This window comes from Sphingobium terrigena (assembly GCF_003591655.1).
Lineage (GTDB): Bacteria > Pseudomonadota > Alphaproteobacteria > Sphingomonadales > Sphingomonadaceae > Sphingobium > Sphingobium terrigena.
Window position 1 is genome coordinate 130953 of the sequence record NZ_QVRA01000003.1, and the last position, 14235, is coordinate 145187.

Below are 14235 nucleotides of genomic sequence, written 5' to 3' on the forward strand. Positions count from 1 at the left end.
TCCGCCGCTAGCACTCGGTTTAGCGCGCTTCAAGGGGCGACCTGCCGACCATGGTTCATCTTGCGCCGCCGCGGCGGTTGGGCCAGACAGGCGGGCAGAAAGGCGGGACGGGTTCCGGCCAACATCGGAGAGCAGTCGTGGCGCGCAAATTCCTCTATGTCATCGCTGGACTTGTGGTGCTGGTGATCGCCGCGCTGCTGGTCTATCGCATCTGGGGGATGCAGCTGATCCGCACGGTCATGGTGCCGCGCGAGGCGTTTAGCGACCTTAAGCCCCTGCCCGCCGACGCCTATGACGGGCAGGCGATGTGGATCGCCCGGCCCGATATTGTGAAGGACAATCCCGCACTCTGGACGCCGCAGGGGATCAAGGACGCGCCCGTGCCGGAAAAAGCTGCGGTGTTCTTCATCCACCCCACCAGCTACATCACCACCTTTGGCGACGCCCATTGGAATGTCAGGCTGGACGACAAGGAAGCGGCCAGCACCGCGCGCCGCTTCGTCACCGGACAGGCCAGCGCCTTCAACGCGGCGGGCAATGTGTGGGCGCCGCGTTATCGCCAGGCCAATTATGGCGCCTTCCTGACCGACGGGCCGGAGGGCGACAAGGCGCTCGCCGCGGCCTATCGCGACGTGGCCCAGGCTTTCGCCGCCTTCCTGAAAGCCAATCCTACCGGGCCGCTGATCCTGGCCGGGCATAGCCAGGGGTCACGCCACCTGCTGCAATTGCTGCGCGAGCAAGTCGCGGGCAAGCCGGTCGCGGACCGGGTCGCGGCGGTCTATGCGGTGGGCTGGCCGATTTCTGTAGAGGCAGACCTGCCCGCACTCGGCCTGCCGGCCTGCGCGCGGGCAGCGCAGGCGCATTGTATCGTCAGCTGGCAAAGCTATGCCGAACCGGCCGATCCGTCGGCGGTGATCGAGACGTTCGGCAAGAAAACCGGCTATAGCGGCAAGCCGCGCAAGGGCACGCACATGCTCTGCACCAACCCCCTCACCGGCGCATTCAACGGCGCGGCCCCGGCCAGCGCCAATCGCGGCACGCTCGACAGCCGGGAAGAAGGCAAGCCCCCGCGCCTCCTGTCAGGCGTCGTGCCTGCGCGCTGCGACACCAGCGGGGTGCTGATGATCGGCGAGCCGGTGGACATGGGACCGTTCACCCTGCCCGGCAACAACTACCATGTCTATGATTACAGCCTGTTCTGGGCCAATGTCCGCGACGATGCCCGGCAACGGCTGGCCGCGTTCGTCAAATCATGAGCCTGCTGACCACGGACCGCGTGGCGTTTCGCGAGTGCCTGCCCGACGGCGGGCGGCTGATTGGTATGGATGTCGGGACCAAAACAATCGGGCTGGCGCTGTGCGACGATCGCTGGTCGATCGCCAGCCCCGCCCACACGATCAGCCGCGGCAAGTTCACCAAGGACAAGATTGCGATCGCGGCCTTTATCGCGGAGCAGCAGGTCAAGGGCATCGTCATCGGCCTGCCGCTCAACCTGGACGGCACCGGCAGCCCACGCAGCCAGTCGAGCCGCGCCTTTGCGCAGAACCTCCTCGATCTGGGGCTGCCGATCCTGCTGTGGGACGAACGCTGGTCGACCCAGGCCGTCACCCGCACCCTGCTGGAAGCCGACGCCAGCCGCGCCCGCCGCGAAGTGCTGGTCGACAAGCTGGCGGCGAGTTACATTTTACAGGGCGCGATCGACGGGTTGGTGGCGGGGCTTTAGATCGATGCCCCCTACTCCTCGCCTTTAAGGGCAGTGGAATCGCATACGACTTTTCGTTACCCCGACAACGTCATCCTGAATTTATTTCAGGATCCATCATGCCCCAAAAGCCGCCGCTGGAGACGATAAATGGATGCTGAAACAAGTTCAGCATGACGATGAAAGATAGGGCAGTTCGATATGCGATAGCCCCCTCTTTAATGCCTCCCTAATCCCCGTCCCGCCCGTAAACATCCGGCAAAAACTGCACCCCCTGCGCCGTGGGCACTGCCGTCAGGTAGGTGAGGAACACCGGCACCGGTTGCGGCAAAGGCTGATGCTGTTCCGGGGCGCTGCCGTCCGCCACCGGCTGCTTGCCGAAGAACCAGCGGCCCAGGCGCTGGGCATCCTCCAGCCGGACACAGCCATTACTGAAATGGCGCGCGGGTTTGGCGAACAGGTCGCGCGAGGGGGTGTCGTGGAGGTAGATACCAAGGTCGTTGGGGAACATGAACTTGACCCGGCCCATCGCATTGTCGCCGCCGGGCAACTGGCGAACGCGCACTTCGCTGCGCCCCGCCGCGACCGACCGCCAGTCGATGGCGCTCTGGGCGAGTGACGCGGGATTCGCGCTCCAGTCGGCCAGCGCCTCATAATGCATGGCTTTGAGCGACGCCCCGTTCAGGATTTTGGGCGCGACCCGGCTTTTCACCAGATCGGGCGGAATATTCCAATAGGGGTTGAGCGTGGCGTAGCGGATCATCCCCGCCATCATCGGCGTCTGCGTGTCCTTCGCGCCCGCCACGACCTTCATCGTGCCGTCGAGCGAACCCTTGCTGTAATACCAGAGCCGCGCCGATGCGGCATCGACCACGACATGGCGCACCCAGGGACCGGGGAGCAGCCGGGTCCGCTCCATATTGAGCGCCAGTAGCCGCTCATAATAGGTCGCGCCCCGGTTGAGCGCGACGATGGTCTGCGCCCCAGCGACGCCATCAGCGGTCAGGCCATGGTCGCTTTGAAAGCTGCGCACCCGCGCCGCCAGCGCCTTGTCATAGGCGGTGCCGTCGGGCAGGCCGAGCCGATGGCGCAGCAGCGCGATTTCCGGCACGCGACCACCGGGGCGCAGCTTGACGCCTTCCGGCACGGTCACGTCTGGCAGGTCGCCCCACTTCGCCTGATAGTAGGCGCGGGCGGTGCGCAACTGCATGTAGAAGGGACTCATCCAGCCTGCAGTCTGAATATAGTCGGTCAGCGACGGGGTAATGGCGGCGGCGCGCAGCAGGTCAGACGGATCGGGATCGCGCGGCTCCACTTCCGGGTCGAGATAGCGCATCCCCATGCCCCGCGCCGGACGGCGCATGTCGGCGACCAGCGCGGCGAACGCCTTGGACAGGGCCAGGTCAGCGCGGGCGAGCGCCTTGGGGGTGGCGCTGGCGTCGGCTTCCTCGATCAGGCGCTGGAGGCCGCGCGGGTCATAGTCGCGGGGATCGAGGCCATCGACATCGACGCTGGCGATCAGCGCCAGCAACGCGTCAGCCTGCGGCCCGATCGCGTCTTTTTCGACCCAGAGCGGCCAATAGCCACGGGGGGCGTAAAATTCCTTGAGCTTGCCGCTGACGCCCGCGCGGATTTCGGTCGCGACGCTGGACTTCCCTGCGTCGGAGGATGCTACAGGCTGGGCGCGCGCGGCTAAAGGCGTGACGGCGCACGCTGCCAGCAGCAGGGCGAGGGGCAAGGTGCGGACGCGGCGATGATGCCGCGCCCGATCTGTGTTACGGATCAGCCGCGTTCTCCGCGACGGGGTGCGGGCGGCGGGGGCGGCGGCGGGCAAGGCGGACCCTGCACGGCGTGATACATGCCGTCCGACGTATAATAGCCATCGACATAGCCGTCGCCATCGCGGTCGGCGGCAACGGTGCCGGCAATCGCGCCGGGGCCGACGGGCGGCGCGACGGTGACGGGGGCTTCATTCGTCGCGCAGGCGCTCAGCGCGAGCAGTCCGGCAGCAGCCAAAGCCATATGGTTGATTTTCATATCTTCTCCCTGGGCGCGATGGCGGGGATCGCCGGACGCCGCGTTGGACCTCTTGCCGCAACCAGTGCGACGCGACGCCAACGTGCGAACCACGCAAAATAATCCATTACCGGAGCGAAATGACGGCGAATAGTGGCTTAACCAAGATAATGCGTCGAAAGGACCGAAAATCAGTCCTGCACCCAATCGGCGGAGGCAATGCCCTGCGCATAAAGCAGCACCGACAGGTCGCCATGGACGATCTCCGCCGCCGCCGCCGCGCGGGTCTTGGGCTTGGCATGATAGGCAACGCCCAGCCCTGCCCCCTCGATCATCGGAATGTCGTTCGCGCCGTCGCCCACGGCCAGCGTCAGCGCACGGTCGATGCCGCCAGCAATCATCGCTTCCAGTTCCGCCCGCTTGCGCGCGGCGTCCACGATGGGGCGGGAGACAGTACCCAGCAGCGCGCCGTCGGCGATTTCCAGTACATTGGCGACAGCAGCGTCGAAGCCGATTTCTTCCGCCACTGGTCCTGTAAAGCGGGTGAAGCCGCCAGACACCAGCAATGCCCGTGCGCCGCGCGCCTTCATCGTGCGGACCAATGCGATGGCCCCCGGCATGATCGTCACCCGCTCGGCGCGGCAGCGGTCGATGGCGCTGTCGTCCAGCCCCTTGAGCAGCGCGACCCGCTCGTCCAGCGCGCCCGCAAAGTCCAGTTCGCCGCGCATCGCCCGTTCGGTAATCTCGGCGATCTGCGGCTTGATCCCGGCATAGTCGGCCAGTTCGTCGATACATTCGACCGTGATCATGGTCGAATCCATGTCGGCGATGATCAGCGCCTTTTCACGGGTGGCTTGCGGCTGGACGATGATGTCGATCCCCTGCCCCAGACCGGTCAGCGCCGCGCGGGCCGCGACCGGATCGGCGGCGAAGAATATGTCGGCGGCCTTGCCTGCGTCCAGCCATAGGGTATCGCCCGGCTGGCAACCCGCCTTGGCAAGCCGATCGGCGGCCGCTGCAATATCCCCCTGCCCCATCGAGGCGCTTGCCACTAAGGTCGCGACGAACATGCTTACCTCCGAACCACAACAGGGCGAATCCCGCCCACGGGTCGCGCTTATTGCCGGGCCGACCGCCAGCGGCAAGAGCGCGCTTGCCATTGCGCTGGCCAAGACCACCAATGGCGTCGTCATCAATGCCGATGCCAGCCAGGTCTATGCCGACCTTGCCATCCTGTCCGCCCGGCCTTCGCCAGAGGAGATGGGCGATGTGCCGCACCGGCTGTTCGGTCATATTGACGGGGCGGAGGCCTGCACCGCACCGCGCTGGGCGGCAGAGGCGAAGGCGGAGATCGCCGCCGCCCATGACGCGGGCCGCCTGCCGGTGCTGGTCGGCGGGACCGGCCTCTATATTCGCACACTGCTGGATGGGATCGCCCCGGTGCCGGAGATTGACCCGGAGATTCGCGCGACGGTGCGGGCGCTGCCGGTGGCCGACGCCCATGCAGCGCTGCGCGTCGAAGATCCCGAAGCCGCCGCCCGCCTCGCCCCTGCCGACACGACGCGGGTGGCGCGGGCGCTGGAGGTGGTGCGATCGACCGGCAGGCCGCTCAAAGCCTGGCAGCAGCATAAGAGCGGCGGGATTGGCGACACCATTACCCTGTCCCCGATGATCCTGCTGCCGCCGCGCGACTGGCTGATGGAGCGGTGCGACCGGCGGTTCGGGCTGATGATGGAGCAAGGCGCGGTGGCGGAGGTGGAGGCGTTGCTGGCGCGCAAGCTGCACCCCGACCTGCCGGTAATGCGGGCGATCGGGGTGCCGGACATCCGCGGCTGGATCAAAGGCGACACTGAGCTGGACATAGCAATTGAAAAAGGTCGGCTGGCGACACGGCAATATGCCAAGCGGCAATATACCTGGTTCTCCAACCAGCCGCCGCCGGGCTGGGCGCGCGAGAGACGGCATATTGATGACAAAATTATCGATGAATTAGTAATTAAATTACAACAATAGTATTTGACACGTCATTTTGTGTCAGATAGTGGCGGCCTCCTTGCCATTTCGCGTCGCTTGACGCAAAGGGCGCAGCTTGAACAATGCGAAGGAATCTATCGTGGCCGAAAAGAGCGGCGCGGACATTTTGGTCGAATGCCTGCTGGATCTGGGCGTCGAAGTCGTGTTCGGCTATCCGGGCGGCGCGGTGCTGCCCATTTACGACGCGCTCTTCAATCATCCCACGATCAAACATGTGCTGGTCCGCCACGAACAGGGCGCGACCCATATGGCGGAGGGCTATGCCCGGTCGACGGGGAAGCCCGGCGTCGTTCTGGTCACGTCCGGCCCCGGCGCCACCAATGCCGTCACCGGCATCACCGACGCGCTGATGGATTCCATTCCCATGGTCGTCATCACCGGCCAGGTTCCCACGCAGCTGATCGGCACCGACGCATTTCAGGAAGCCGACACGGTCGGCATCACGCGCCACTGCACCAAGCATAATTATCTGGTGAAAGACCCGGCCAAACTGGCGGGCGTCATTCATGAGGCGTTCCATATCGCCACCACCGGTCGCCCCGGCCCGGTCGTCATCGACATTCCAAAGAATGTCCAGATCGCCACCGCACCCTACAAGCGTCCCGAACCGGTCGCCCATGCCAGCTATCGCCCGCAGACCAAGGCGGACGCCGCCGGGATCGACGCGGCCGTCGAGATGCTGGCAGCGGCCGAACGCCCGGTTTTCTATACCGGCGGCGGCGTCATCAACAGCGGGCCGGAAGCCTCCACCCTGCTGCGCGAACTGGCCGCGTTGACCGGTGCGCCCGTCACATCGACGCTGATGGGTCTGGGTGCCTATCCCGCAACCGGGCCGCAATGGCTGGGAATGCTGGGGATGCATGGCACCTATGAAGCCAATTTTGCGATGAATCAGGCGGACCTGATCGTCTGCGTCGGCGCGCGTTTCGATGACCGGGTGACCGGCCGTCTAGACGCTTTCTCGCCGGGCAGCCGCAAGGTGCATATCGATATCGACCGCAGCAGCATCAACAAGATCGTCGATGTCGATGTCGCCATCGTCGCCGACGTTGGCAGCGCGCTGACCGACATGGTGGCGCTGTGGAAGGCACGCGGTCATGAAGCCGCCGACCTGTCGGCCTGGTGGGCGCAGATTGACGGCTGGCGCGCGAAAAAGTCGCTCGACTATGCCGAAAACGCGACCGAGATCATGCCCCAGCGCGCGATCGCCGACCTGTACACGGCGTGCACCGCGACCGGCAAGGACGTCATCATTACTACCGAAGTCGGCCAGCACCAGATGTGGGCGGCGCAGCATTTCGGTTTCGATGCGCCCAACAAATGGCTGACGTCGGGTGGCCTGGGCACCATGGGCTATGGCTTTCCCGCCGCCATCGGCGCGCAGATGGGCAATCCCGACAGTCTGGTCATCTGCGTCGCGGGCGATGCGTCGATCCAGATGAACATTCAGGAAATGGGGACGGCCAGCCAATATCGCCTGCCGGTCAAGATCTTCATCCTGAACAATGAATATATGGGCATGGTCCGCCAGTGGCAGGAACTGACCTATCAGAGCCGCTATTCCAACAGCTATTCCGACAGCCTGCCCGATTTCGTGAAGCTGGCCGAAGCCTATGGCTGGACCGGCATCCGCATCGACGGCCCCGCTGATCTGGAAAGCGGCATCCGCGCCATGATCGACACGCCCGGCCCGGTGATCGTCGATTGCCGCGTGGCGAAACTGTCCAACTGCTTCCCGATGATCCCGTCGGGCGCGGCGCATACCGAGATGCTGCTCGATCCCAGCCAGGTGAAGGGCAGCATGACGGACGAAGCCAAGGCGCTGGTATGAGGATGGGCCATTGAGGATTGGGATGTGACGCAGCACCTCAAACTGCGCATCCACGTCACGGAACCCTGGGATTTCGAGCGGAACGCGGGCAGCGCCGAGCTGACCGGCTGGACCATCGATCATGCCGACCCGGACAATGAGGAATGGGAAGTGCATCTGGACCATGGGTTCGAGCATCATGAGCGGCACATCGGCACGCTGCTGATCGGGCCGCGCTATGTGGGTGAGCATCTGAGCCGGATGTTCGATGCGGTGACGGGCTTTCCCGTCCGCCTCGCCCACCGGCAGGATGGCGGCTGGCACTATGCCTTTACGGCAATGATTTCGCAGCGACCCGACAATGCGGACGGGCACGCAGAGCAGGATAACGGGACAAGCATCTGATGCATATTCAGGAAGAATTGAGCCAGCGGCACGTCCTGTCGCTGACCGTCTCCAACGAGGCGGGCATATTGGCGCGCATCGCGGGCCTGTTCACCGCGCGCGGCTATAATATCGACAGCCTGACCGTGGCCGACATCACCCAGGACCATGGCGTCAGCCGCATCACCATCGTCACCAACGGCCCGCCCAAGGTGATCGACCAGATCATGGCGCAACTTGACCGGCTGGTGTCGGTCCACAAAGTCACCGACCTGACTGAAGCCGGTCCCTTCGTCGAACGCGAACTGGCGCTGGTGAAGGTCGCTGGCGTTGGCGAGGACCGGATCGAGGCGCTGCGCCTGGCCGACGTGTTCCGCGCCAAGGTGGTCGACACGACCATTGAAAGCTTCATTTTCGAGATTACCGGCACCACCGACAAGGTCGATAATTTCGTTGGCCTGATGCGCCAGATCGGCCTGGTCGAAGTTGGCCGCACCGGTGTCGTCGGCCTGATCCGGGGGACAGAAGCGATTTAACCTGAATTCTCCTCTCCCCGGCGGGGAGAGGAAGCGAGACTTGGCAGTCGATTCAGAGGCACGTGACTCTGATCGACTGCCTAGTCGCAGCTGGAGAGGGGGCTGGCACAGCGGTCCCCCTCTCCAACTTCATCTAGGCACGGCTTCGCCGCGCCAAGATTTCGTATCCTCTCCCCTGAAGGGGCGAGGAAAATGGCACGGTTCGAGGGAAGAGACACTCATGAAGGTTTATTACGATCACGACGCGGACATCGGCCTGATCAAGGGCAAGAAGGTCGCCATCCTGGGTTACGGTTCGCAGGGTCATGCCCATGCGCAAAATCTGCGCGACAGCGGCGTGGCCGAAGTCGCCATCGCCCTGCGCCCCGGTTCAGGCAGCGCGAAGAAGGCCGAAGGTGCAGGCTTCAAGGTATTGCCGAATGCCGAAGCCGCCGCCTGGGCCGACGTCCTCATGATCCTCGCCCCCGACGAGCATCAGGCCGCCATCTATGCCGACGACATCCACGCCAATCTGCGCCCCGGCGCGGCGCTGGCTTTTGCGCATGGCCTGAACGTCCATTTCGGCCTGATCGAGCCGCGCAAGGACATTGACGTCATCATGATCGCGCCCAAGGGTCCGGGCCACACCGTGCGCAGCGAATATCAGCGCGGCGGTGGCGTCCCCTGCCTGATCGCCGTCTATCAGGACGCGACCGGCAACGCCCATGACATCGCCTTGTCCTACGCCAGCGGCGTGGGCGGTGGCCGCAGCGGCATCATCGAAACCAACTTCCGCGAGGAATGCGAAACCGACCTGTTCGGCGAGCAGGCCGTGCTGTGCGGCGGCGCCACTGCGCTGGTCCAGGCCGGTTTCGAAACGCTGGTGGAAGCCGGTTACGCACCGGAAATGGCCTATTTCGAGTGCCTGCACGAACTCAAGCTGATCGTCGACCTGATGTATGAAGGCGGCATCGCCAACATGCGCTATTCGATCAGCAACACCGCCGAATATGGCGACATCAAGACCGGCCCGCGCATCATCACCGAAGAAACCAAGAAGGAAATGAAGCGCGTGCTCGCCGACATCCAGTCGGGCCGCTTCGTCAAGGACTTCGTCCTCGACAACCGCGCCGGCCAGCCGGAACTGAAAGCCAGCCGCATCGCCGCCAAGCGCCACCCGATCGAGGAAACCGGCGCCAAACTGCGCGCGATGATGCCCTGGATCGCCGCAAATAAGCTGGTGGATCAGGAAAAGAACTGAGCCTGAAAAGCCCCTGCCCTGAAGGCAGGACTATCGCAACTGACTTTCCGTTGCCTCTCCAACGTCATGCTGAATTTATTTCAGCATCCATCGTGCCTCAAAAGCCGATGCTCGGAACGAGAAATGGATCCTGAAACAAGTTCAGGATGACGATGAAGGAGGAGACAGTTTCAAATGCGATAGGTCCTCCCCTTTAGGAGAGGTGTTCAAGATGGAACGATCCGTTTCCGGTTACGGCTCTGGAACAATTAAGGGGCGTAGCTTATTCAAGCTGCGCCCCTGACACGTTTTGGAGAGTCCCAGATGAAAAAATATCTCATCCCTGCCGCTGCCCTGATCGCCCTGACCGGCGGCACCGTCCTGATCGCGCAGGGGCCGATGACCGCGCCCGGCACCAAGGATGCCACCAAAGTGACCGGCGGCAGCTACACCGTCGATCCGGGCCATACCCAGGTCGTTTTCGCGTGGGACCATATGGGTTTCACCAGCAATATGGGCACCATCGCCGAACCGACCGGCACGCTAACCCTGGACAAGGCGAACCCGGCCGCATCCAAAGTGTCCGTCACCTTCACGATCGCCAATCTGCGCACCGGCGTCCCCAAGCTGGACGAGCATCTGATGAAGGCGGATTTCTTTGATGCCGCCAAATTCCCGACCGCGACCTTCGTATCGACCAGCGTGAAGCCCGACGGCGCGACCGGCGCAGACATTACCGGCAATCTGACGATCAAGGGCGTGACCAAGCCTGTGACGCTCGACGCTGAACTTTACGGCGCGGGCAAGGCCCCGGCGATGGCGGGCGGCAAGGAAAATGTCGGCTTCGTCGCGACCGGCGCGATCAAGCGCAGCGATTTCGGCATGGGCTATGGCGTGCCGATGGTCGGCGATGCGATCGAACTGAAGATCGTCGCTGCGTTCCAGAAGTAAGGCCATCAATCCACCTCCGTCACCCCGGACTTGCTCCGGGGTCCAGGGCGTCGGGCGCTGTGTACCGGACCCTGGATCGTGACTTTCGTCAGGATGACGGATCTGGGTTGGGCAATAAGCACTGGACGCCCCGCCCCCAAAGCGGCTACAAGCATACCCATCATGCAGAGCGCGACGCTTTTTCCCCTGCTACGACTTACACGCCCTTAGGCGTGGTTTTTGCGCTGCCTTTCGATTATGGGCAGCAACGATACGCCTAAGGGCTTCCTTTTCGCTGATCATCGTTAACCGGGCTGCGCGCCATTCATAGCCGCGCGCCCGTTCGCAAAAGAAGTAGCTGACCCATGATGCTGACCGATCCGTCCCAGAAATATCGCGCCTTCCCCCAGATCGACCTGCCCAATCGCCAATGGCCGGGCAATGTCATCACCTCGCCCCCGCGCTGGCTCTCGACCGACCTGCGCGATGGTAATCAGGCGCTGATCGACCCGATGAATGCGGAGAAAAAGAACCGCTTTTTCGATCTGCTGGTGAAGGTCGGCGTCAAGGAGATTGAGGTCGGTTTTCCGTCTGCCAGTGCGACCGAGTTCGACTTCATCAGCAGTCTGGTGAAGGATGGGCGCATCCCCGACGATGTAATGGTGCAGGTGCTGACGCAAGCGCGTGAGGATTTGATCGCGACGACGTTTGAATCGCTGCGCGGCGCGAAGAAGGCCATCGTCCATGTCTATAATGCGGTGTCGCCTGCCTGGCGGCGGATCGTGTTCGGCATGGAAAGGCCGCAGATCAAGGAGATCGCCGTCACTGCCGCCAAGCTGCTGCGCGACAATGCAGCGGCCCAGCCCGATACCGACTGGCATTTTGAATATTCGCCCGAAACCTTCTCCACCGCCGAGCTGGATTTCAGTCTGGAGTGCTGCGAGGCGGTGATGGACATTTTGATGCCCACGCCGGACAAGCCGCTGATCCTGAACCTGCCCGCGACCGTCGAGTGCGCCACGCCGAACATCTATGCCGACCAGATCGAATGGATGTGCCGCCATATCTCGCGCCGCGACAGCGTCGTGATCTCGCTGCATCCGCATAATGATCGCGGCACGGGTGTCGCCGCCGCCGAACTGGGGCTGATGGCGGGCGCGGATCGGGTCGAAGGCTGCCTGTTCGGCAATGGCGAACGCACCGGCAATTGCGACATCGTGACCGTGGCGCTCAACATGTACACGCAGGGGATCAACCCCGGCCTGGACTTCAGCGACATTGATGAGGTCATCCAGACGGTCGAATATTGCAACCAGTTGCCGGTCCATCCGCGCCACCCCTATGCTGGCGAACTGGTGTTCACGGCCTTTTCCGGCAGCCATCAGGACGCGATCAAGAAGGGTTTTGCGGCGCAAGAAGCGCGCAACGACCTGATCTGGGACGTGCCTTATCTGCCGATCGATCCCAAGGATCTGGGCCGCGACTATGAAGCGGTGATCCGCGTCAATTCACAATCGGGCAAGGGCGGCGTCGCCTGGGTGTTGCAGCAGGACAAGGGCTTCAAACTGCCCAAGCGGATGCAGGCCGATTTCAGCCGCGTGGTGCAGGGCATGGCCGATCAGTCCAGCAGCGAACTCAACGCCGCCGACATCTGGACTGCCTTTCAGGACCATTATCATCTGGGCGGCGAACAGGCCTATCGCCTGATCGACTATCAGGAGGGCGGCGCGGCGGGCGACCGCATCTTCACCGGCAAGATCGTCCACAAGGGCGGCGAACGCAGCATATCGGGGCGTGGCAACGGGTTGCTGTCATCGGTGCTGGCGGCGCTGCGCGACGAACTGGGCGTCGCGCTGGAGATTGCCGACTATAGCGAACATGCGATCGGATCGGGCAGCGACGTGAACGCCGCCGCCTATGTCGAATGCCGCACGCCCGACGGGCGCACGGTGTTCGGCGTGGGGACGGATGCGGACGTTGCAACCGCTTCGGTGCAGGCCGTGCTGTCTGCGGCCAATGCGGTGGCGCGGGGGTAAACTCACTTATCCGTTCGGGCTGAGCGAAGTCGAAGCCCTCCACTGAGCGAAGCGAAGTGCCCTCCCGCTGGTCGGGCGAGCCCTTCGACTTCGCTCAGGGCGAACGGAGATTATGTTCTACTTCGCCAGCGCCCGCAGCACCGCGTCCCACTGCGCCAGCGACTCCCCGATCCCCGCGACCGGCACCCGCTCGTTGAGGCCATGGGCGAAGCCGTCCTCGGCCTTCATGAACAGGCTGGACACGCCGTAACTCGGCACGCCCAGCGCGCGGAAATAGAGGCTGTCGGTCGCGCCTGACGACATGCCGGGCATTACGGTGATGCCCGGCGAACGGGCGGTCACCGCGTCGCGCACCGCCTTCATGACGTCAGCGCGCAGGGGCGATGCATCGCTGGCCAGCGGATCGCCCAGCGTTTTGACAGTCGCGCCATCGTCCGCCACCACTTTCACCAGTTCCGCCTTGACCGCGTCGATCGCCACGCCGGGGAAGATGCGGCAATTGACCATGACCTTCGCGCTCTGCGGCAGCGCATTCAAAGCATGGCCCGCCTGCGCCATGGTCGCGACGCAGGTCGTGCGGACCTGCCCGACAAATTCCGGTTTGGTCGACAGCAGGTCCGCCGCGGCCGCATCCCCCGTCTCGGCATAACGCTGCATCGCCGCGCCGACCTCCCCGCCGATCCGGCCCGCCGACAGGCTGAGCGACGCTTTGGTCAGCTCATTGCGCATCGGCGGGAATTGATAGGCCGCGATCCTGTCGATGGCCTTTGCCAGCCGATAGATGGGATTGCCCGGCGTCGGCGCGCTGCTATGCCCGCCCGGATCGGTAAAGCCGATCTCGAAATCGGCATAGGTTTTCTCGCCCGCCTGCAATTGATAGAGGACGGGCTTCCCCTCCTCATTCAGCAGCCCGCCGCCGCCATCGCCGTTCAGCAGCAATTCGGCTTGCCTGTATTGCGCGGCCAGCGCCTTGGTCGTCACCATCGCGGTCTCTTCATCGCCCGACAAGAGCAGGGTAACGGTGCGGCGCGGGGTCCAGCCCTGTTTTTTGAGCTGCGCCAGCGTCGCTACCATCATCGCGACATCATATTTATTATCCTCCGCGCCCCGCCCGAAAATATAGCCATTTTCCTCGACCGGCACGAAGGGATCGCGGGTCCAGTCCGCCCGGTCGGCTGCCACCACATCCATATGGCCGATCATCAGCAGGGGTTTGAGCGCCGCATCGCGCCCCTTGATCGTCGCGGCCAGCGTCGCCGTTTCGCCGATCGGCGTGATAACGATGTCGGCATCGGCAAAGCCCGCCGCCTTCAACACCGACGCATAATAGGCCGCGAGCTTTGGCACCTGCCCTGCCCCCTCCACCGTGCGAAAGGCGACCGAGCGCATCAATATGTCCTTCGCCACCGCCGGGTCCGCCGCCGCCATCGCGCCATTAGGCAGCATCAACGCCGCGCCCGTCATCGCCACTGTCATGCGCCGCAACATCATCTATTTGCACTCCCTGATGGACCGTGACGCCCTGTGTGGCATAGCGGATTGCGTCGGCCAATGCGTTTGACCCGACG

The 14235-nt window shown here is 63.8% G+C and carries 13 protein-coding genes; 9 read left to right on the forward strand and 4 right to left on the reverse strand.

Going from position 1 to position 14235, the window contains the following annotated elements; translation table 11 throughout:
• Positions 1 to 137 precede the first annotated feature (137 nt).
• Entirely contained in the window at positions 138 to 1256 is a 1119-nt protein-coding gene (locus D0Z70_RS04570) for a DUF3089 domain-containing protein (RefSeq protein WP_119744247.1), read from the forward strand.
• On the forward strand, positions 1253 to 1723 hold the full coding sequence (gene ruvX / locus D0Z70_RS04575; RefSeq protein WP_119744248.1) for a Holliday junction resolvase RuvX: 471 nt from the start codon (positions 1253 to 1255) through the stop codon (positions 1721 to 1723). Before D0Z70_RS04570 ends, ruvX begins: the two co-directional genes overlap by 4 nt.
• Positions 1724 to 1931: 208 nt before the next feature.
• Here ruvX and D0Z70_RS04580 read toward each other — a convergent pair whose 3' ends face one another.
• The 3 genes from D0Z70_RS04580 to serB form a co-directional block, all read right to left on the reverse strand.
• A complete protein-coding gene (locus D0Z70_RS04580) occupies positions 1932 to 3536 on the reverse strand; it encodes a L,D-transpeptidase family protein (protein WP_476712804.1) in 1605 nt (534 codons plus the stop codon).
• Complete coding sequence (locus tag D0Z70_RS04585) at positions 3485 to 3739, reverse strand: hypothetical protein (RefSeq protein ID WP_119744250.1); 255 nt, start codon at positions 3737 to 3739, stop codon at positions 3485 to 3487. The genes D0Z70_RS04580 and D0Z70_RS04585 overlap by 52 nt, the downstream gene beginning before the upstream one ends.
• A gap of 170 nt (positions 3740 to 3909) precedes the next feature.
• Positions 3910 to 4788 (reverse strand): phosphoserine phosphatase SerB, encoded by an 879-nt coding sequence (gene serB, locus D0Z70_RS04590; RefSeq protein WP_119744252.1) that lies wholly within the window; start codon positions 4786 to 4788, stop codon positions 3910 to 3912.
• Here serB and miaA point away from each other — a divergent pair.
• The 7 genes from miaA (at position 4787) to leuA (ending at position 12667) form a co-directional block, all read left to right on the forward strand.
• On the forward strand, positions 4787 to 5731 hold the full coding sequence (gene miaA / locus D0Z70_RS04595; RefSeq protein ID WP_119744254.1) for a tRNA (adenosine(37)-N6)-dimethylallyltransferase MiaA: 945 nt from the start codon (positions 4787 to 4789) through the stop codon (positions 5729 to 5731). The genes serB and miaA overlap by 2 nt on opposite strands.
• Before the next feature lie 100 nt (positions 5732 to 5831).
• Positions 5832 to 7583, forward strand: coding sequence for an acetolactate synthase 3 large subunit (locus D0Z70_RS04600; protein ID WP_119744435.1), 1752 nt, complete (start codon positions 5832 to 5834; stop codon positions 7581 to 7583).
• 24 nt (positions 7584 to 7607) lie between these two features.
• A complete protein-coding gene (locus tag D0Z70_RS04605; protein ID WP_006960077.1) occupies positions 7608 to 7967 on the forward strand; it encodes a hypothetical protein in 360 nt (119 codons plus the stop codon).
• Positions 7967 to 8482 (forward strand): acetolactate synthase small subunit, encoded by a 516-nt coding sequence (gene ilvN / locus D0Z70_RS04610; protein ID WP_119744255.1) that lies wholly within the window; start codon positions 7967 to 7969, stop codon positions 8480 to 8482. The genes D0Z70_RS04605 and ilvN overlap by 1 nt, the downstream gene beginning before the upstream one ends.
• A 220-nt stretch (positions 8483 to 8702) precedes the next feature.
• The gene (gene ilvC / locus D0Z70_RS04615) at positions 8703 to 9722 is read left to right on the forward strand and encodes a ketol-acid reductoisomerase (protein ID WP_119744257.1); all 1020 of its coding nucleotides are present in this window, start codon (positions 8703 to 8705) and stop codon (positions 9720 to 9722) included.
• Positions 9723 to 10025: 303 nt separating this feature from the next.
• Positions 10026 to 10652, forward strand: coding sequence for a YceI family protein (locus D0Z70_RS04620; RefSeq protein ID WP_119744258.1), 627 nt, complete (start codon positions 10026 to 10028; stop codon positions 10650 to 10652).
• Positions 10653 to 10996: 344 nt separating this feature from the next.
• Entirely contained in the window at positions 10997 to 12667 is a 1671-nt protein-coding gene (gene leuA, locus D0Z70_RS04625) for a 2-isopropylmalate synthase (RefSeq protein WP_119744260.1), read from the forward strand.
• A 117-nt stretch (positions 12668 to 12784) separates the two neighbouring features.
• On the opposite strand, the gene D0Z70_RS04630 is transcribed toward leuA, so the two are convergent.
• The gene (locus D0Z70_RS04630) at positions 12785 to 14158 is read right to left on the reverse strand and encodes a M20/M25/M40 family metallo-hydrolase (protein WP_420820364.1); all 1374 of its coding nucleotides are present in this window, start codon (positions 14156 to 14158) and stop codon (positions 12785 to 12787) included.
• Positions 14159 to 14235: the final 77 nt, after the last annotated feature.